Here is a 19,053-nt window from a genome sequence, read left to right on the forward strand (position 1 = left end):
TGTACCCACCCTCGGAACGCTCACTGGGCTTCGAGTTCCTGATCCACCAGGTCGAAGATGTCGTCGATGGTCGCCGTGTCGAGCCGCTGATCGGCGTCGTCCTCCGTGTCCCCGTCGAGCCTGGCCAGGACGGTGCGCAGGCGGGCACGGACGCGGTGGAGCACGGCGGTGTCGTCGGCTCCGATGCCGTCGAGGACGGATTCCAGCCGGTCGATCTCGTTGAATACGGCGGTTGGTACGGTCGGCGCCGGGGACCGGTCCTGGTCCGGTTCCGGTGGCGCGAGTTGGGTGCGCAGCCGCTCGGCCACCGCGACCGGGGTCGGGCAGTCGAACATGAGCGTCGCGGGCAGCCGCAGCCCGGTCGCCGTGCCGAGGCGGTTGCGCAGCTCGACCGACATCAGCGAGTCGAAGCCTGCGGCCTTGAACTCCCCGTCTCGCGGGACTCGTTGAGGGCCGGTGAAGCCCAGGACCGCGGCGGCGTGGGTGCGGACGAGGTCGAGCAGGACCCGTTCCTGCTTGGGCTGGGCGAGTCCGGCCAGCCACTGCCGGAGGGCGACCGCGTCGCCGGGTCCGCCGCGCGCGGCACGCGCGGCACGCGGCGCGGACGACGTGCGGACGACATCGCGGAGGATCGGCGGAACGGCCGCTCCGGCGGCGGCAGTCGTGAAACGGGCCGCGACGGTCACGGCCTCGGCGGAGGTCCAGGCCGCGTCGAACAGCGCCAGTCCTTCCGCCGCGTCGAAGGGTGCCATGCCGGACTGCGCGAGGCGGGCCACGTCGGCGGCGTGCAGTTGGGTGGCCATGCCGAGGCCGTTCCACAGGCCCCAGGCGATCGACGTGACGGGCAGGCCGTCCGCGCGCCAGCGCTGTGCCGCCGCGTCCAGGTAGGCATTGGCGGCGGAGTAGTTGCCCTGGCCGCCGTTGGTGAAGGTCGCGGCGGACGAGGAGAAGAGGATGAAGGCGGCGAGGTCGAGGTGTCGGGTGAGCTCGTAGAGGTGGAGCGTGGCGTCGACCTTGGGGGTCAGCACGTGCGACAGCCGCGCGGGGGTGAGTGCCTCGATGACGCCGTCGTCGCGCAGTCCGGCGGTGTGGACGACGGCCGCCGGGGGGTGTGCGGCGAGGAGCCGGGCCAGGGCGTCGCGGTCGGCGGTGTCACAGGCGGCGATGGTGATGTCGGCGCCGTGGGCGGCGAGTTCGGCGCGCAGCTCGATGGCGCCTTGGGCGTCCGGGCCACGCCGGCTGACCAGCAGCAGGCGCCGCGCGCCGTGCTCGGTCACCAAGTGCCGTGCCACGAGGGCACCAAGACCGCCCGTGCCGCCGGTGATCAGGATGGTGCCCTCGACGGGCACGCTCCGCTCCGGGCCGGCCGGGCCCTCCGCCGCCGGGACGCGCTCCAGGCGCGGGACTAACGCGGTGTCCCGCCGGAGCGCCATCTGCGGTTCGTCACCCGCCAGATGGCCCGGCAGCGCGGCCCACGCGGTGTCGCCGCCGTCCCAGTCCACCAGCACGAACCGCCCCGGGTGCTCCGACTGCGCCGACCGCACCAGCCCCCATACGGCGGCCTGGGCGAGGTCGGTCGGCCGCTCGCCGGGCGCGGCGGCGACCGCGCCACGGGTGGCGAGCACCAGCCGGGAGGCGGCGAGCCGTTCGTCGGCGAGCCAGGCCCGCAGCAGTGCCAGGGCGTGCGCGGTCGCGGCGTGCGCGTGCGGCGCGTCGTTCCCACCCGGGGGCAGGGGAATGACGACCACCTCGGGCGGTGCGGCGCCGGAGTCGAGGGCGGTGGTCAACGCGGCCAGGTCGTCGTACCGTTCGACGCGCTCACCGGAGGCCGGGCCGGACACGGGAACGGCGGTCCAGGCGACGCGGTGCGCGACGGCGGTCTGCCCCATCCCGATATCGGCCGGCAACGGCCGCAGGCCCAGGGACTCCACGCGGACGACCGGCCGTCCGGCCGTGTCGGTGGCGTCCAGGGAGACCGCGTCGTCCGCGCGACGGGAAAGCCTTATACGGAGTGTGGCCGGACCGCCCGCATCGGTCGTCCCGGACACCAGGAACCGGGCGCCGGTCCACGAGAACAGCATGCGTCCCCGGCCGGTGTCCGGCAGCAGGCCGCCGATGGCGATGCCGTGCAACGCGGCGTCCAGCAACGCGGGATGGACGCCGAACCCGGCCGCGTCCGTGCCCTCGTCCAGCGCCACCTCGGCGAACACCTCGCCGTCGCCCTGCCACAGCCCACGCAGGCACTGGAACGCGGGGCCGTAGTCGATGCCCAGGGCGATGTGGTGGGCGTAGCAGTCGTTCACAGGAACGGGCCGCGCGCCGGGCGGCGGCCACGCTCCGGGCTCCGGGTCCGCCTCGTCCGGTGCGGTGTCGGCCGCCGCCGGAGTCAGCGTTCCGGACGCGTGGTTGGTCCACGGCTCGGCCGTGGTGGCGCCGTCAGGGCGGGAGTCGATCCGCACCGGCCGCCGTCCGGACGTGTCGGCCGCGCCGACGCTCACCTGAACGTGATGGGCGGCGCCCTCGGTGAGCACCAGCGGCGCCGACAGGGCGAGTTCCTCGACCCGGTCGCACCCCAGGTCCTCGGCGGCGCGCAGGGCGAGGTCGAGGTAGGCGGTGCCGGGAACGACGACCGTGCCCTTCACCCGGTGGTCGGCCAGCCAGGGGTGGTCGGTCAGCGAGAGACGTCCGGTCCACACCGTGCCGGCGCCGTCCGGCAGCGGGATGGCCGCTGCCAACAGCGGGTGGCCGGTGCGCCGGAGGCCGATCCCGGCGGGATCGTGAGCCGGGGTCGCGGCCAGCCAGTAGTGGCGGCGTTGGAAGGGGTAGGTGGGCAGGTCGACGGGCTGGGCCGGCCAGCCGGTCATCAGCGCGGGCCAGTCGACGTCGGCCCCGGCCGTGTGGGCCTCACCGAGGGAGAGCAGGAACCGTTTCGCACCGCCCTCCCCGCGCCGCAGCGTCGCCACCGCCCTCGCGCTCTCCGCCCCGGCGGCCTCGAACGTCTCCTGGAGGCCGACCGTCAGCACCGGATGCGGACTGACCTCCACGAACACCGAGTGGCCCTCGTCCAGCAGACGGCGCGCCACCTCCTCGAACCGCACGGTCCGCCGCAAGTTCTGGTACCAGTAGGCGGCGTCCAACGGGGTATCGGTCATGCCGTCGATCACCGTGGAACGGAACGGCACCCGCGGTGACCGTGGACTGATGGTGCCGAGGGCCGTGATCAACTCGGCTTCGATTTCTTCGACGTGGGGGCTGTGGGAGGCGTAATCCACAGGAACCCGCCGCACCCGCAGACCATCCCCCTCACACACCGCGAGGAAATCCTCCAGCGCGTCCGCGTCACCCGACACCACCACCGACGCCGGACCATTCACCGCCGCCACACCCAACCGCCCACCCCAACCCGCCACACGCACCCGCACATCCGCCTCAGACGCGGCCACCGACGCCATCCCCCCACGCCCCGCCACCCGCGCCAGCAGACGACTGCGCAACGCCACCACCCGCGCCCCGTCCTCCAACGACAACGCACCCGCCACACAAGCCGCCGCGATCTCACCCTGCGAATGCCCCACCACCGCCGCCGGCACCACACCCGCGGCACGCCACACCTCGGCCAGCGACACCATCACCGCCCACAACACCGGCTGCACCACCTCAGCCGCATCCAGCACCGGCGCACCCGCAACCCCCCGCAGCACACCCTCCAGCGACCACCCCACATACGGAGCCAACGCCGCCTCACACGCCGCCATCCACTCCCGGAACAACGCCGACGAATCCAGCAACCCCACCGCCATCCCCGCCCACTGCGAACCCTGACCGGGAAAGACAAAGACGGGGCGAACGCCGGGGCGCGCGGTGCCCAGAGCCGTATCGGGAGCCGGCCGACCATCCGCCAACGCGCGCAGAGCGTCCGCGAGTTCGTCGCGGTCGGTGCCAACGACCACGGCCCGGTGCTCGAACATCGCCCGCGACGTCACCAACCCCCGCGCCACCCCGACCGGATCACCCTCCAGCACCCCCGCCACCCGACCCGCCAGCTCCCCCAACGCCTCCACCGAACGAGCCGACACCACCAACGGCACAACCACCGGATCCAGCAACCGCGGAACGCCCCCCACCACCGGCCCCACCACATCCGCAACCGGCGCCTGCTCAATCACCGCATGGGCGTTGGTCCCACTGATCCCGAACGACGACACCCCCGCCCGACGCGGACGCCCCTCCGACAGCCAAGGCACCGACTCCGTCAGCAGCCGCACCCCACCCACCGACCAATCGACGTGCGGCGACGGCTCGTTGACGTGAAGGGACCGGGGAAGCACTCCGTGCCGCAGCGCGAGGACCGTCTTGATGACTCCCGCGACCCCGGCGGCGGCCTGGGCGTGCCCGATGTTCGACTTCAACGACCCCAGCCACAACGGCCGTTCGGCGGACCGCTCCCGCCCATACGTGGCGAGCAGCGCCTGCGCCTCGATCGGATCACCCAGCCGGGTACCCGTGCCATGCGCCTCCACCACATCCACATCCGCCGCCGACAACCCGGCATTCGCCAACGCCGACCGGATAACACGCTCCTGCGCCGGTCCACTGGGCGCGGTGAGCCCGTTCGACGCGCCATCCTGGTTGATCGCCGTCCCACGCACCACCGCCAGCACCCGATGCCCATTACGCCGGGCATCGGACAGCCGCTCCAGCAGCAACATCCCCACGCCCTCGGCCAGTCCGAAGCCGTCCGCCGCCGCCGAAAACGCCTTGCACCTGCCATCCGGGGCCAGGGCCCGCTGCCGGCTGAACTCCACGAGCATCCCGGGCGTGGGCATGACGGTCGCGCCCCCGGCCAGCGCGAGCCCGCATTCACCGCCGCGCAACGCCTGAACGGCCAGGTGCAGCGCGACCAGTGACGACGAGCACGCCGTATCGACGGTGACGGCCGGACCCTCCAGCCCGAACGTGTAGGCGAGGCGGCCGGACGCGACACTGGCGGCGTTGCCCGTAAGTAGGTAGCCCTCCAACTCGGCCGCCGCCTCGTGCAGTCGGGGTCCGTAGTCGGCAGCCATGGCCCCGACGAACGTGCCGGTGCCGCTGCCGCGCACGGCCCCCGGGTCGATGCCCGCCCGCTCGAACACCTCCCACGCCGTCTCCAGCAACAACCGCTGCTGCGGATCCATCGCCAACGCCTCACGCGGCGAAATCCCGAAAAACTCCGCGTCGAAACCGGCCACCTCCCCCAACAACCCCGCCTCACGCTGGTAATACCGACCCGAAGCCGCCGGATCAGCGTCATACAGCCCCGCCACATCCCAACCACGATCAGCCGGCAACGGACCCACCACGTCAACGCCGTCCGCGACGATGCGCCACAGGTCCTCCGGCGAACGGACCCCGCCCGGCAGGCGGCAGCTCATCGCGACGATCGCGATCGGCTCGTCCGACGCCACCCCCCGTACTCTCCCGGTCCCGGTCCCGGTCCCGGCCCCGAGCCCGAGCCCGGCCAAGGCCGCGTCGTCGTACCACCCGAACGCCTCGGCGACGATGCGGCGGGCGAGGGCGCCCGGGGTGGGGTGGTCGAAGACGACGGTGGGCGGGAAAGCCAGACCGGTCGCCTGGGCGAGGCGGTTACGCAGCTCGACGGCGGTCACGGAGTCGAGGCCCAGGGCGCGGAACGTACGCCCGTCACCCAGCCGGTCACGGTCGCCACGGCCACCCCCGCCACCACCGCCACCACCACCGCCGGCCAGCAGACCAGCGGTCACATCGAGGACCAACGAGTAGGCCACGGCGTCCCGTTCGGCCTCGGGCAGCGCGGCGAGGCGGTCCCGGAACGACTCTTCGACGGCCGTCTCCGCCCGGCGACGCCGGAAGGCGTAGCCGGGCAGCGGGACGCGGCGGGCGCCCGTGCCGGCGAACGCCGGGGACCAGTCCACATCGGCGCCGAGCACGTGCGCCTCGGCGAGGGCGGTCAGCAGCCGTTCCGTCCCGTCCTGGCCACGGCGCAGGGTGCCGATCGCGTGGGCCGAACGCCCGGCGGCCGTCGCGGTGTCCTGCATGGCGGCGGTCAGCACCGGGTGCGGGCCGATCTCGACGAGCGTGCCGTGCCCGTCCGCCAGCAGGGCGCCCGTGAGCCGGTCGAACAGCACCGGATCGCGGAGCGTGCGGTACCAACGGTCGGCGGTGAGTTCGCAGCCGTCGATCGGGCCGCCGATGGCGGAACTGTAGAGGGGAACGCGGGCGGTGACCGGCCGCACGGGGGCGAGGTCGGCCAGCAGGCGGTCGCGGATGCGAGCGATGTGCGGGGAGTGCGCGGCGAGGCTGACGGCGATGCGGCGGACCCGGTAGCCGTCGGCCTTCAGCTCGGTGACCAGCTCGTCGGCGGCGTCCCCGTCGCCCGAAACGATCACGGCGGCGGGCCCGTTGACCACGGCGAGGGCGAGCCGTCCGTGCCAACGGCCCAGCCGGGCCTGCACCTCGTCGGCGGAGGCGGCGACCGTGACCATGCCGCCCCGGCCGGCGAGAGTGGCCTGCGCCTGACTCCAAAGGGCCACGACGCGCGCGGCGTCGGCGAGGGTCAGGGCGCCGGCCACGTGGGCGGCGGCGATCTCGCCGCCGCTGTGGCCGGCCACCGCGGCGGGCCGCACCCCGTACGCGCACAGCGTTCCCGCGAGGGCCACCTGAAGGCCGAACAGCGCGGGCTGCACGACGTCTTCGGCCGTCAGCGGCGGCGCGCCGGAGGTGCCGCGCAGGACATCGGTGAGGGACCAGTCGACGAACGGAGTCAGGGCCTGCTCGCATTCCTCGACCAGACCGCGGAACACCGGGGAGGATTCGAGGAGTCCGGCTCCCATGCCCGGCCACTGACCGCCGGCCCCGGAGAAGACGAACGCGACGCCGCCCCCCGCCGCGTCCGGGCCCGTGCTCCGGCCCGTGCCCGTGCCCGTGCCCGGACTCACGCCGCGCACCACGTTCGGGGCGAAACCACTGTGCGCCGCGGCGTCGAGGCCGGCCAGCAGCTCGTCCCGGCCAGTGCCGATGACGACGGCGCGGTGGGGGAAACGGGTCCGGGTGGTGGCCAGCGAGAGGCCGATGTCGGCGGGCGTGGCGGCCGGGTGGGCGGTGACGTGGGCGCGGAGCCGCCGTGCCTGGGCGCGCAGGGCGTCGGGCGTCCCGGCGGTGACGATCCACGGCAGCGGGACATCCGCGTCGGCCGCCGCCGCGACGCCGGCCTCCCCGGCCCTCTCGGCCGCCTCGGTCGCCTCGGGAGCGGGCGGCGACGCGGCGCCGAACACGTATGCTTCATCGGCGAGTTCGGCGTCATCGGCGTCATCGGCGTCATCGGCGTCATCGGCGACCGGTTCGCCGGTCAGCACCCGCCACACCACATCCCCGTCCGCGACGGCCCGGCGCAGCGGCTTGAGCACGACGACCTCGGCGGCGTCCGCGTGGTCGCCGCCCGCGGAGCCCCCGACGAGCGCCCACGCGATATCGCCGCTCCGCAGTGCCCGGCAGGCGGCGTCGAGGGCCGCGCGGCGCGACGGATGGTCGCCGTCGACGGTGGAGCCGGGTGGGAGGAGAGCGAGGACGGCCCGCCGCCGGCTGGGGTCGAGCGCGTCGAGGTGGACACCCACGCGGGCCGCCGGGGAGGCGGCGGGCACCAGCCCGGCGTTCTCCACGGCCCGCCACAGGAGCTCCAGCAGCAGATCTTGACGGGGATCGGGTGGGAGGGTCCCGTCCGCCGGGAGTCCGAAGAACTCGGCGTCGATGCCCGCGGCTTCGGGATGGCCGTGGGCCGAGCCGACGACGGCGATCGCGTTTTCGCTCATGTAAGTGCTCCAACAACCCATCAGATAACCGTCAAACGATGTGGGGGGCTGCGCACGCGGCGCTCAGGTGATCGGTCGGGGTGGGATTCGGCACGTCGGATCCCCCGCGGCGGCCTCGCCGGGCGGGGCCTCGCCGGGCGGGGGCCTCGGCGGGCGCTGTTGCGGAACGGGCGGACGCGCGGTGTCGCGCGTCGGCCGCGGTGATCCGGGTGCGGCCGGAAACGGTCAGATGGCGATGCTGACGGCGGACGAAGGCGAGGGACCGCCTCGGCGGGCGCCGCCGGGGCGGTAGGCCGGCGCCGATGGCCGGCCGGGGACTGGAGAGTCCGGAAGAGTGTGGTGCCGGAGACTGTGGTGCCAGAGACCGCGGCCCCGGGGGGCACGGCCCGGAGACTCGCGGCCCCGAGACTCACGGTCCGGGAGGTGACGGTCCGGGAGATGACGGCCCGGGAGGAGAGGAGCCTCCCCGTGCGCCGGATCGGCGGTCATCGGCCCAACCTCGGTCATGGTCTGCCTTTCAACGTGCGCTCTCCGCGGGTGACCCGCAGGGAGGCTCCCTACGACTCCTTCAACGACTTGATGGCGGCCCTGCCAGGACGTAGCCGGCACGCGCCGCCCCTTGACCCATGCCTGGAAGTATCACAACGCAATCGGCGTGCCACGGACAGCGGCCGTTGCTGCTTTTCAGACAAGCTACTTCCCGGGGTTTATTACCGGCATACAAAAGCGAAATCGCAGGAACACAGACCGCAGCCACCACGTACGCACAAAGCGCACGCGACGGCAGGGCGACTACGCACGTTGACACGAAGCCCAACGTGTCTGGTTAACACCCAGCAGGAACGTTCCACCTGCGCACTTCGCGTCCCTATCGGATGAACTCACTCAACGTCAGGTTGACGTTGTCAGTCCATATCCCGGACAAGTCCGTCGTTCAGCTCCGGCCTGCGGTCCCGTGGGAACGGGACGACCGACGCCGCGGTGACGACCGTGCCGCCGCGGATGAGGGTGCTGGTCACTGCTTCCCCTCCGTCCGGGTCCGGTCCGAGCGTCGCCCGTCGCCCGATGGCAGCCCCCCGGAACCGGGATTAGCCTGACGTCATGGACGACAAGGACATCCTCGCCCGTGTCGACACGCTCGTGACCGAGGAGCGCGCCCTGCGCGAGCGCTCCGTCGGCCAGGGGCTCAAGGAAGAGGAGCGGACGCGGCTGATCGAGGTCGAGGTGAGCCTCGACCAGTGCTGGGACCTGCTCCGCCAGCGCCGCGCGCGCAGCGAGTTCGGCGGGAACCCGGACGAGGCGACCCTCCGGCCGGCCCCCGAGGTGGAGGGGTACGAGGGCTGACGCCCGGGCCGGCGTCAGCCCCGCGCCAGCCGACGTACCCCGTCAGAGGGAAAACGGGCCGCCGACGCCATGATCCGGGCCGTCCCCGGACAGGCAACAGGTGTCCGGACAGGCACGGGGTCCGGCGTCCGACCCTCTGGAGTGCTCCATGCGTGACCGTTCCCTCGCCGCCGTCGCCCTCGGCTTCTCGGCGACTCTCGCCCTGCTCGGCGGCGCCATGGCGCTCGGCGGCGGGACGCCGGCCTCCGGCTCCTCCTCCCCGACGGCTCCCGACGGGAACGGCGCGGGGATCGCGGGCGACAGCGGCGAGGAGATCGCGGCGGGCACGGACCGGCCCCTCGGGTAGCCTGCTGATCAGGCATCCGGCGGCGCACAGGCGTGCGACCGCCGCGCACGGCGATCATCGGTCAGGGAGAACGGGTGGCTCACCAGCGGATCACGACCCGCAACGCCCGCTTCCAGCAGTGGCAGGCCCAGCTCACCAACCGCACCAAGCGGCACCGGGCGGGCGAGTTCCTGATCCAGGGCGTGCGGCCGATCTCGCAGGCCGTCGAGCACGGCTGGCCGATCCGCGCCCTCCTCTTCGACGCGAGCCGCTCCCCGACGCGCTGGGCGGGCGGGCTGCTGCGGGACGTGTCCGCCGAGAAGATCGCCATGGCCCCGGAGTTGCTGGCCGAGCTGGGCGAGAAGGACGACGGCGCACCGGAGTTGGTGGCCGTCGCCGAGATGCCGCCGGACGACCTGGCCCGCATCCCGGTCCGACCGGGCTTCCTCGGCGTCGTGTTCGACCGCCCCACCAGCCCGGGGAACATCGGCACGATCATCCGCTCCGCCGACTCCTTCGGCGCCGACGGCCTGGTGGTGACGGGCCACGCGGCGGACGTGTACGACCCCAAGGCGGTCCGGGCGAGCACCGGTTCGCTGTTCGCGCTGCCGGTGGTGCGGGTCCCGAGCCACCGGGAGGTGGCGGACTGGCTGACGGGCGCCCGCGAACGCGGCGTGCCGGTCACGGTGGTGGGCACGGACGAGTCCGGCACGACGGATGTCGCGGGCTTCGACCTGACCGGCCCGGTCCTCCTGCTGATCGGCAACGAGACGACCGGACTGAGCACGGCCTGGCGCGAGTTGTGCGACACGCTGGTGCGCATCCCGATGACGGGCTCGGCCAGCTCCCTCAACGCGGCGAACGCGGCCACGGTGGTCCTGTACGAAACGGCCCGTCAACGCCTGGCCGGCACCGCCGCCCTCAGCAGCAGATGAACAGGCGCCCGGCCGGGTCCTCGTGGAGTGGCCAGGGGAAGCCGAGCGGGCAGTGCTGGCCCTCGTGGGAATGCCAAAAGCGGGCCTTGGGAGTGGCGCAGGAGGGGCACACCCACATCGGAGAGCGTCCCTGCACCGTGATGTCCGGCCACAGCGGACTGCCACACCGGTCACAGGGCGGCTGACCGTGAGTGGCGGCAGGGGATGTGACGAGTACGTTCTTCAGCACGCACGGCATTTTCCTTGCCGGACAGCCGGTTGCGGCCCGGAACCCACCTCCTTCCCCCGAACGGATGACGCCCGGTCCCTTGTTGCTCGTCCGCTTCCCGGTCTTCGACCATGGCGGCGACGACCGAGCGCATGGACGCGGAACTGGTCGGCGTGTCGCCCGGGACGGTACCGCTGTGAGCGCCGTCGTCCCCTGGGGCGACGATCAGCACGTCCGCCCCGCCCCCGTCACCCGGCCGGGTCGGTCGGCGGTCTGCGTGAGGCGGGGGTGGCGCACTTCGGGCACCAGTAGCCCTCGCCGCCCTCGATGAAGATCCAGCCGAGTTCCTTGATGTGCGGGGCGGCGTGCGTGGCTTCGTGGAGCAGATAGCCGAACAGGTCCTTCTCGCGGTCCGGCGGCGGATCCGCGATGACCATGTCGAACATGATCAGCTCCTCGCAGCCGCTCCGGTCGCAGGCCAGGAAGAACCGCACGGGTCCCGGCGCCCTGCCGTCGGTCGTCAAGCTCATCCACGCATCGTGGCGCAACGGTGTCACTCCGTGCAATCCCCCAGGCCATCGCAGGTGACGGGAAGGCGTTAACATGCAGCCGCCCGGCTGCCATTCTTCAGGCAGCCGAATGGCTGCCTATCCGGAACGGCGACGGCGCGAGCCGAGAGGGCGAGAGATGGACGACGAGGTGTTCAAGGCGCTGGCCGACGCCAGCCGCCGCCGACTGCTCGACAGCCTGAACGCCCGCGACGGGCAGACCCTGCGCGAGCTGTGCGCGGGCCTGGACATGGCCCGGCAGTCGGTCAGCAAGCACCTGGCCGTGCTGGAGGCGGCCGGCCTGGTGACCACGGTCCGGCGCGGCCGGGAGAAGCTGCACTACCTCAACGCCGTGCCGATCAACGCCATCACCGAGCGCTGGATCAACCAGTACGACCGCGCGCGGGCGAGCGCGCTCGCGGATCTGAAGACGGCATTGGAGCACCCACCGATGAGCGAGATGAGCACGATGAGCAAGCCCGAGTTCGTCTACACCACCTACATCAGGACCACCCCGGAGCGGCTCTGGCAGGCGCTGACCGACCCCGCCTTCACCCGCCGCTACTGGGGGGCCGTCCTGGAGTCGGACTGGACGGCCGGCTCGACGGTGACCTGGGAGCAGGACGGCGCGGTCATCGCGGACCCCGAGCAGGTGGTCCTCGAAGCCGAGCCGGGCCGCCGCCTGTCGTACACCTGGCACACGTTCACCCGGGAGTTCGGCGAGAAGTTCGGCTTCTCCGAAGAGGCCCTGACGGTGATGGCGGGCGAGCGCCGGTCGAAGGTGACCTTCGAGATCGAACCGCTCGGGGAGACGGTCCGGCTCACCGTGATCCACGACGGCTTCGAGCCTGGTAGCACCGTGCTGGAGAGCATCAGCGGAGGCTGGCCCGCGGTCCTGTCCGGCCTCAAGACGCTGCTCGAAACGGGCGAGACGCTCCCGACCCCGTAGCCGCGCGCTACTCCGCCGGAGCCGTGGCCGCTCCGCGCCCGAGGGCTCCGGCGGCAGGAAGCGCGGCGGGAGCGCATAAAATCGAACGTGTGAGCGAGCAATCGTCCGACCTGCCGCCCGACCTGCCGCGTCTGCGCACCCTGGCCACCTGGCTGGAACTCCAGCTCGGGGCGGTCCGGGAGGCCATCACCGAGGCGGAACGGGTCGCGGCGGCGGAACGGGCCCGGCCCCGGTGGTGGGTGCAGTGGACGCGGACCCCGCCGGGTGAGCCCCGGCGGGGTGTGCTGCACCGCGCCGGGTGCTGGTGCCCCGGCGAGCCGGATCTCCACCCGGCCGATGTGCGGCGGGTGGTGGTCGGCCACGCGGGCCGGATCGAGACGTGTCTGGTGTGCCGGGCCGAGGTGCCCCCGACTGGCTGACCCCGTTGATCAGCTCCGCGTGGGTGGAGCGCTACGGGGACAAGGTCGACACGGCCGAGGGCGGAGACCGTCGACGGCCGGCGGCCGGGCCGCGCCCGGACCGCGCCAGGACCGCGCCAGGACCGCGCCAGGACCGCGCCCGCGATGTGATCAGGCCGACAGCGGATCGTTCGAGCCACTGGCCGGGTGGCCGCGAGCTCCGGGCTGGTCAAGGACGTCCTGGCCGAGGCGACCGCATCCCGCGCGGCGGGCCCTGACGCGACGCCCGGACCGACGGGCCCGGGCTACGGCCCTGGCCCCAGGCACACATGCCCGCTGCCTCCCGTGAGTGACCAGCTCGCGGGAGGCAGCGGCGGGCAGAGGGAACGCCGACTCGGTCGTTCCCCTGCCGTTCCTCAAAAGTTCTGCGGGTGCTACCGGGTCAGCGGATGTGGCGGCCGGAGATGGCGCGGGCGATCACCAGGCGCTGGATCTCGCTCGTGCCCTCGAAGATCGTGTAAATCTTGCTGTCGCGGTACATGCGCTCCACCGGGTGCTCCCGGCTGTAGCCGGCGCCGCCCAGGATCTGGATGGCCTTCTCGGTGGCGCTGACCGCCAGCTCACCGGCGCGGAGCTTGGACATCGAGCCCTCGCCCGCCGTGAACTGCTTCTCGTTGCGCGCCATCCACGCCGCGCGCCAGATCAGCAGCCGGACCGCGTCGATCTCGGTGCGCATGTCCGCCAGGGTGAAGGCGATGGCCTGGTTCTCGATGATCCGGCGGCCGAACGCCTCGCGCTCGCCCGCGTACTCCAGGGCGTATTCGTAGGCCGCGCGCGCGATGCCGAGCGCCTGCGCGCCCACCGTCGGGCGGGAGACCTCGAACGTCGCCATGGCCGCCTGGCCCTTGGCCGTGTTGCCCTCGCGGATCCGGGCCAGCCGGGCGTCCAGCTTCTCCTTGCCGCCGAGCAGGCACTCGCCGGGCACCCGCACGTCGTCCAGGAAGACATCGGCGGTGTGCGAGGCACGCAGGCCGAGCTTCTTGATCTTGCGGTTGCCCACCAGGCCCGGGGTGTTGGGCGGCACGATGAACGCGGCCTGGCCGCGCGCACCGAGCTCGGGGTCGACGGAGGCGACGACGACGTGGATGTTGGCGATGCCGCCGTTGGTGATCCACGCCTTCTGCCCGCTGAGCACCCACTCGTCCTTGGCCTCGTCGTAACGGGCCCGGGTGCGCATGGCGGACACGTCCGAGCCCGCCTGGGGCTCGGAGACGCAGAACGCCGCCACCTTCACGTCCGACTCGTCGCCGAAGCACTGCGGGACCCATTCGGCCATCTGGTCCGGGGTGCCGGAGGCGAAGATACCGGCCACGGCCAGCGAGGTGCCGAACAGTGCCATGCCGATGCCGGCGTCGCCCCAGAACAGCTCCTCGTTGGCGATCTGCAAAGAGAGACCGGTCGGGTCACCGAACAGCTCGGCCAAAGACTCGAAGCCGTAGAGACCGATCTTGGCCGCTTCCTGGAGGACCGGCCAGGGAGTCTCCTCCCGCTCGTCCCATTCCGCCGCCGCGGGGCGCACGACATCGGCCGCGAAGCCGTGCACCCAGTCCCGCAGGTCCTGCTGATCTTCAGTGAGGTCGAGAGAAAAGCCGCTCATGGATGGATACTCACGCCTTCGGGATGTCGAACAGCTTGGGGAGGGCCGAGGCCAGGCCGATGTCACCGGTGACCTTGAGCTTGCGGGTCATGAACATCGCGACGGGGCTGCCGTTGCCCGACACCAGCTTGAGGAAGTCGGCGTCGTTCGCGGTGAGCGTGACGCGCGGCTCGGCGTCGGAGCGGCCCTCGGTCACCTTCACGGAACCGTCGGCGATGGCGGTCTCGTAGACCACGACCGGGTCCCCGGTGACCTCCCAGCGGATCAGGGCCTTCAGGGAGCCGGCGCCCTCGGGACGGAACTGGCTCTCCATGCGCCCGAAGACCTCCGAGATGACCCGCGCGCGCACGCCGCTGTCCGCGGCCAGCTCCGCGATCTCCTTCTTGGAGAGCTTCTTGACGATCTGGGCGAACTCCTTCGGCGTGACGTTCGCGAAGTCCAGCTCGCTGATGTTGGGACTGTCGGCCATGTCGTGCCACCCACCTCACTGTGAGACTTACTCTGAAGTAGACTTACTGAAGAGTAAGGTTACGCACCGCCTAGGTAGGCTGGCAAGAGTGAGCGACAAACGAAGACGGCGACTCCCCAGGAACGTCCGCGAACAGGAGATTATCGACGCCGCGCTCCACGTCTTCTCCAAACGCGGCTACCACGCCGCGGTCGTGGACGAGATCGCTGAGCTGGCCGGCATCTCCAAGCCAATGGTGTACCTGTACCTCGGCTCGAAGGAAGGACTGTTCGTCGCGTGCATCCGGCGCGAGTCCCAGCGGCTGGCGGCCACGTTCAGAGACGCCGCGCAGGCGGGGGGCACCCCCGAGCAGCGGCTGTGGGCCGGACTGACGGCGTTCTTCGCGTTCGTGGCCGAGCACCGGGACGCCTGGCTGGTCCTGCACCGGCAGGCGCCGGACCAGAGCGAGGCGATCTCCGCCGAGCTGGCCGAAGCCCGGCGCTCGATCATGGCCGTGGTCGCCGGGCTTGTCGGTCAGGGCATCAGCGAGGGTGGCGGAAGTCCGGGCCTCGGGGCGCAGGACGCCGATTTCGTCGCGCACGCCCTGGTGGGCGCGGCGGATTCGCTGACCGAGTGGATGGAGCTCCATCCGGGTCAGTCGCCGGAGCGCATGACGGTCGGCCTGATGAACATGATGTGGGTGGGGATGCGGAACGTGCTCACCGGGGAGGTGTGGACACCACCCCGGGAGACGTGAGCGGCTCTCTCCTGGATCAGTGAGGGGAAGGGGGCTACCGCACCTTTTCGATGCGGCCGTACAGATGGTGCCGTTTCCCGTCCGCCGAGTTCAGCTCGAACGGGCGGACGGGACCGGCTCCGCCCGCGCGGAAGGCCACGCGGGCGGGGAGCTGGACGGGGGCGCGGAACCAGACCTGCGCCGCGAACGAGTCCGGCAGCACGTCCTCCAGCGCGGCCAGGCTGCGGGCCTTCGTCCACATGCCGTGCGCGATGGCCGTCGGGAAGCCGAACATGCGGGCGCCCAGCGGGTGCAGGTGGATCGGGTTGCGGTCGCCGGAGACGGCGCCGTAGCGGCGGCCGATCCCGGCGGGCACGGACCACTCCTGGCTGAGGTCAGCGTCCACCGCCTCGCGCAGCTCGCCGCCCTCGGGCCCCTGCTTCGCCGCCCCGGCGGACCCGTTGGCCGCGCCGGACCCGGACCCGGACCCGCCCGCGCCGCGGCGCAGGAACGTGCTGACCGAACGCCACACCACCGCGCCGTCGCGGTCCTCGGCCTCGGCGAGGATGTCGAACGTCACACCCTTGGGGTGCGGGGACGGCTGGGTGGCCTCGACGCGGTAGCTGAGGGCCTCCCCGGGGGCGACGGGCCGCAGTTGCTCGACGCGGTTGACGATGTGCACCAGGCCGGGAAGCCGGTAGGGGAAGTCCCGCTTGGTCATGAGCACCATGGCCAAGGGGAACGCGACGATGTGCGGGAAGGTGGGCGGCAGCCGGTCGCCGCGACGGAAGCCGCACACCTCCGCGTACCGGGCCAGCAGGCCCGGGTCGGCCACCGTGTCGGGCAGCAGCAGCCGCCGCACGGGAACCTGGCCGTCGCCGCGCTTGGGTATGAGCAGCGCGCGGGCGTACAGATGGGTCATGCCCGGGGTCGACATCGGCTTCGTCACGCTCCCAGCAGGGCCTGGCCGCAGACCCGGAGGACCTGGCCGCTGACGGCGCCGGTGCCGGGCGAGGCGAAGTAGGAGACGGCCTCGGCCACGTCCACCGGCTCGCCGCCCTGGTTGAGGCTGTTCATACGGCGGCCGGCCTCGCGGATGAAGAGCGGGATGGCGGCGGTCATCTGGGTCTCGATGAAGCCGGGCGCGATGGCGTTGATGGTGATGCCGCGCTCGGCCACGGCCGGGGCCAGGGCCTCGACCAGACCGATCAGACCGGCTTTGCTGGCCGCGTAGTTGGTCTGGCCGACGTTGCCGGCGATGCCGCTGATGGACGAGGTGCAGATGATCCGGCCGCCGTCGCGTATGACGGGCAGCAGGCCGTCGGTCAATCGCTCCACGGCGATCAGGTTGACCGCCATCACCGAGTTCCAGCGGGCGGTGTCCATGCCGCCGAGCGTCTTGTCGCGGGTGATGCCCGCGTTGTGCACGACGATGTCCACCCCGCCGCCGTACGCGGTCTCCAGGTGGGCGATGGTCCGGTCCACGGCGTCGTCGGCGGTGATGTCCAGCTCCAGCGCGGTGCCGCCGATCTTGCCGGCGACGTCACGCAGCGCCTGGCCCTGGGCCGGGACGTCGACGCAGACCACGCGGGCGCCGTCGCGGGACAGGACCCGGGCGACCGTCTCGCCGATGCCGCGCGAGGCGCCGGTGACGATGGCGGTCTTGCCGGCCAGCGGCTTCTCCCAGTCGGCGGGCACGTCCACCGTGCCGGCCGGCTCCGGGCGCACCCGCAGCACCTGGCCGGACACGTAGGTCGAGCGGCCGGACAGCACGAAACGGACGGTGGACTCCAGCGAGTCCTCCGCGCCGGGGGCGACGAGGACCAGGTGCGCGGTCGCGCCGCCCCGCAGCTCCTTGCCGACCGAACGGATGAATCCTTCCAACGCGCGCTGGGCCGCCGCCTCACGGGGGCTGTCGGCCAGCTCGTGCGGGGTGCCGAGCACGAGCACGCGGCCCGAGTAGGCCACCGAGCGGATGCGGGGGTGGAAGAACTCGTAGAGCTGTTCGAGCTGGCTCGCGTCGGTGACGCCGGTCGCGTCGAAGATCAGGGCGCCGGGCCGTTCGGCACGGTCCTGGACCGTGGCGCCGCACGAGTCGAGAATCTCACGCAGCCGCTTCGCCAGCCGGCCACCGTCCGCCGCGCCCAGCTCCACAGGGCCCCTGGCCACCGGCTGACCTGGACGGTACCGGGTCAGCACAGTCGGGCGCGGCAGCCCCAGACGCTTGGAGATGAAGGACCCGGGACGACCAGTGGTGAACGTGAAGTACCTATCAGCCATTGATTTCCTCCTTACTGAAGGGTAAGTCTACTGGCAAGTTAAATCAGTCGGTCCGGGACCACAAGGACCACAAGGAGAGAGTGAGACGGCCATGACAGCGGTCGGGCGCCGTGTGGCGATCCTCGGCGGTAACCGCATTCCCTTCGCCCGCTCTGACGGGCCGTACGCGACCGCGTCCAACCAGGACATGCTCACGGCCGCGCTGGCCGGCCTGGTGGACCGGTTCGAACTGCGCGGTCAGCTCCTCGGGGAGTTCGTCGCCGGTGCGGTCCTCAAGCACGCCAGGGACTTCAACCTCGCCCGGGAAACCGTCCTGGGCAGCGCACTTGACCACCGCACCCCCGCCTACGACATCCAGCAGGCGTGCGGCACGGGTCTGGAAGCCGTCATCCTCGTCGCCAACAAGATCGCCCTGGGTCAGATCGAGGCGGGCGTCGCGGGCGGCGTCGACACGGCGAGCGACGCGCCGCTGGCCCTCAACGACGACCTGCGCAAGGTCCTGCTGAAGGCCCGCCGGGGCACGTCCGTGCCGCAGCGGCTCAAGGCCCTCTCCGGTGTCCGGCCCCGGCACGTGAAGCCCGACATCCCGCGCAACGCCGAGCCCAGGACCGGGCTCTCGATGGGCGAGCACGCGGCGCGCACGGCCGCTGAGTGGCGGATCTCACGCGAGGACCAGGACGTGCTGGCGGCCACCAGCCACCAGCGCCTGGCCGCCGCGTACCAGAGCGGCTTCTTCGAGGACCTGATCACCCCCTACCGCGGCCTGGAGCGCGACCAGAACCTGCGCCCGGAGAGCAGTGTCGAGAAGCTGGCCAAGCTCAAGCCGGTCTTCGGCACCGACGGCCCCAGCCCCACCATGACGGCGGGCAACTCGACGCCGCTCACCGACGGCGCCTCCACCGTGCTGCTGGCCAGCGAGGAGTGGGCCGCCGAGCGCGGGCTGCCGGTCCTGGCCTACATCACCTACTCCCGCACCGCGGGTGTGGACTTCGTCCAGGGCCCCGACGGGCTGCTGACCGCCCCGGTCTTCGCCGTGCCGAAGCTCCTGGAGGCCGCCGGGCTGTCCCTCCAGGACCTCGACCTGTACGAGATCCACGAGGCGTTCGCCTCCCAGGTCCTCGCCACCCTCGCCGCCTGGGACGACCCCGGCTTCTGCGAGCGCCGCCTCGGCCTGGAAAAGCCACTGGGCCCGATCGACCGCGACCGGCTCAACATCAACGGCTCCTCGCTCGCCACCGGCCACCCCTTCGCGGCGACCGGTGGGCGCATCGTCGCCACTCTGGCCAAGCTGCTCAACCAGCAGGCGCGGGAGCGTGGCGGGACCGTCCGGGGCCTCATCTCGATCTGTGCCGCCGGCGGCCTCGGCGTCACCGCCATACTCGAAAGCCAGCAGGGGAGCTGA

The 19,053-nt window shown here is 72.3% G+C and carries 13 protein-coding genes; 7 read left to right on the forward strand and 6 right to left on the reverse strand.

The genetic code is table 11. The annotated features are described in order from the left end of the window. Window positions 1-20: 20 nt before the first annotated feature. Window positions 21-7,823: an SDR family NAD(P)-dependent oxidoreductase gene (locus OIE51_RS04165; RefSeq protein ID WP_326595591.1), complete on the reverse strand. Its 7,803-nt coding sequence runs from the start codon at window positions 7,821-7,823 to the stop codon at window positions 21-23. 1,101 nt (window positions 7,824-8,924) lie between these two features. Here OIE51_RS04165 and OIE51_RS04170 point away from each other — a divergent pair. The 3 genes from OIE51_RS04170 to OIE51_RS04180 all read left to right on the forward strand — a co-directional run bounded on the left by OIE51_RS04170 (window position 8,925) and on the right by OIE51_RS04180 (window position 10,427). After that, complete coding sequence (locus tag OIE51_RS04170) at window positions 8,925-9,167, forward strand: DUF2630 family protein (RefSeq protein ID WP_326595593.1); 243 nt, start codon at window positions 8,925-8,927, stop codon at window positions 9,165-9,167. 148 nt (window positions 9,168-9,315) lie between these two features. After that, entirely contained in the window at window positions 9,316-9,513 is a 198-nt protein-coding gene (locus tag OIE51_RS04175; protein ID WP_326595595.1) for a hypothetical protein, read from the forward strand. Window positions 9,514-9,587: 74 nt separating this feature from the next. Next, window positions 9,588-10,427, forward strand: coding sequence for a TrmH family RNA methyltransferase (locus OIE51_RS04180; protein WP_326595596.1), 840 nt, complete (start codon window positions 9,588-9,590; stop codon window positions 10,425-10,427). A gap of 456 nt (window positions 10,428-10,883) precedes the next feature. On the opposite strand, the gene OIE51_RS04185 is transcribed toward OIE51_RS04180, so the two are convergent. Beyond that, window positions 10,884-11,165, reverse strand: a complete 282-nt coding sequence (locus OIE51_RS04185) for a hypothetical protein (RefSeq protein ID WP_326595597.1) — start codon at window positions 11,163-11,165, stop codon at window positions 10,884-10,886. A 157-nt stretch (window positions 11,166-11,322) separates the two neighbouring features. Between OIE51_RS04185 and OIE51_RS04190 the strand changes: the two genes are divergently transcribed. Together OIE51_RS04190 and OIE51_RS04195 are read left to right on the forward strand one after the other, a co-directional pair. Beyond that, on the forward strand, window positions 11,323-12,132 hold the full coding sequence (locus tag OIE51_RS04190) for an ArsR/SmtB family transcription factor (protein ID WP_326595598.1): 810 nt from the start codon (window positions 11,323-11,325) through the stop codon (window positions 12,130-12,132). A gap of 89 nt (window positions 12,133-12,221) precedes the next feature. Further along, a complete protein-coding gene (locus tag OIE51_RS04195) occupies window positions 12,222-12,551 on the forward strand; it encodes a hypothetical protein (RefSeq protein ID WP_326595600.1) in 330 nt (109 codons plus the stop codon). A 421-nt stretch (window positions 12,552-12,972) separates the two neighbouring features. Here OIE51_RS04195 and OIE51_RS04200 read toward each other — a convergent pair whose 3' ends face one another. Both OIE51_RS04200 and OIE51_RS04205 read right to left on the reverse strand, forming a co-directional pair. Further along, on the reverse strand, window positions 12,973-14,187 hold the full coding sequence (locus OIE51_RS04200; protein ID WP_326595601.1) for an acyl-CoA dehydrogenase family protein: 1,215 nt from the start codon (window positions 14,185-14,187) through the stop codon (window positions 12,973-12,975). A gap of 10 nt (window positions 14,188-14,197) precedes the next feature. Further along, window positions 14,198-14,656 carry an SCP2 sterol-binding domain-containing protein gene (locus OIE51_RS04205; RefSeq protein ID WP_326595602.1) on the reverse strand — a complete coding sequence of 153 codons (459 nt, stop codon included), beginning with the start codon at window positions 14,654-14,656 and terminating at the stop codon, window positions 14,198-14,200. 88 nt (window positions 14,657-14,744) lie between these two features. Between OIE51_RS04205 and OIE51_RS04210 the strand changes: the two genes are divergently transcribed. Continuing rightward, entirely contained in the window at window positions 14,745-15,392 is a 648-nt protein-coding gene (locus OIE51_RS04210) for a TetR/AcrR family transcriptional regulator (RefSeq protein WP_326595603.1), read from the forward strand. 34 nt (window positions 15,393-15,426) lie between these two features. Here the strand turns inward: OIE51_RS04210 and OIE51_RS04215 are convergent, their stop codons facing one another. Both OIE51_RS04215 and OIE51_RS04220 read right to left on the reverse strand, forming a co-directional pair. Beyond that, window positions 15,427-16,320, reverse strand: coding sequence for a MaoC family dehydratase (locus OIE51_RS04215; protein ID WP_326595604.1), 894 nt, complete (start codon window positions 16,318-16,320; stop codon window positions 15,427-15,429). Beyond that, a complete protein-coding gene (locus tag OIE51_RS04220; RefSeq protein ID WP_326595606.1) occupies window positions 16,317-17,651 on the reverse strand; it encodes a 3-oxoacyl-ACP reductase in 1,335 nt (444 codons plus the stop codon). Before OIE51_RS04220 ends, OIE51_RS04215 begins: the two co-directional genes overlap by 4 nt. A 91-nt stretch (window positions 17,652-17,742) precedes the next feature. Between OIE51_RS04220 and OIE51_RS04225 the strand changes: the two genes are divergently transcribed. After that, window positions 17,743-19,053, forward strand: coding sequence for an acetyl-CoA C-acetyltransferase (locus OIE51_RS04225; protein WP_326595608.1), 1,311 nt, complete (start codon window positions 17,743-17,745; stop codon window positions 19,051-19,053).

The sequence above is a fragment of the Streptomyces sp. NBC_01803 genome, from assembly GCF_035917415.1.
GTDB lineage: Bacteria > Actinomycetota > Actinomycetes > Streptomycetales > Streptomycetaceae > Streptomyces.

Bases quoted from the DNA above. Each gene is read 5' to 3' on its own strand.
- OIE51_RS04165 (WP_326595591.1), bottom strand. From the start codon at position 7,823: ATGAGCGAAAACGCGATCGCCGTCGTCGGCTCGGCCCACGGCCATCCC.
- OIE51_RS04170 (WP_326595593.1), top strand. From the start codon at position 8,925: ATGGACGACAAGGACATCCTCGCCCGTGTCGACACGCTCGTGACCGAG.
- OIE51_RS04175 (WP_326595595.1), top strand. From the start codon at position 9,316: ATGCGTGACCGTTCCCTCGCCGCCGTCGCCCTCGGCTTCTCGGCGACT.
- OIE51_RS04185 (WP_326595597.1), bottom strand. From the start codon at position 11,165: ATGAGCTTGACGACCGACGGCAGGGCGCCGGGACCCGTGCGGTTCTTC.
- OIE51_RS04190 (WP_326595598.1), top strand. From the start codon at position 11,323: ATGGACGACGAGGTGTTCAAGGCGCTGGCCGACGCCAGCCGCCGCCGA.
- OIE51_RS04200 (WP_326595601.1), bottom strand. From the start codon at position 14,187: ATGAGCGGCTTTTCTCTCGACCTCACTGAAGATCAGCAGGACCTGCGG.
- OIE51_RS04205 (WP_326595602.1), bottom strand. From the start codon at position 14,656: ATGGCCGACAGTCCCAACATCAGCGAGCTGGACTTCGCGAACGTCACG.
- OIE51_RS04220 (WP_326595606.1), bottom strand. From the start codon at position 17,651: ATGGCTGATAGGTACTTCACGTTCACCACTGGTCGTCCCGGGTCCTTC.
- OIE51_RS04225 (WP_326595608.1), top strand. From the start codon at position 17,743: ATGACAGCGGTCGGGCGCCGTGTGGCGATCCTCGGCGGTAACCGCATT.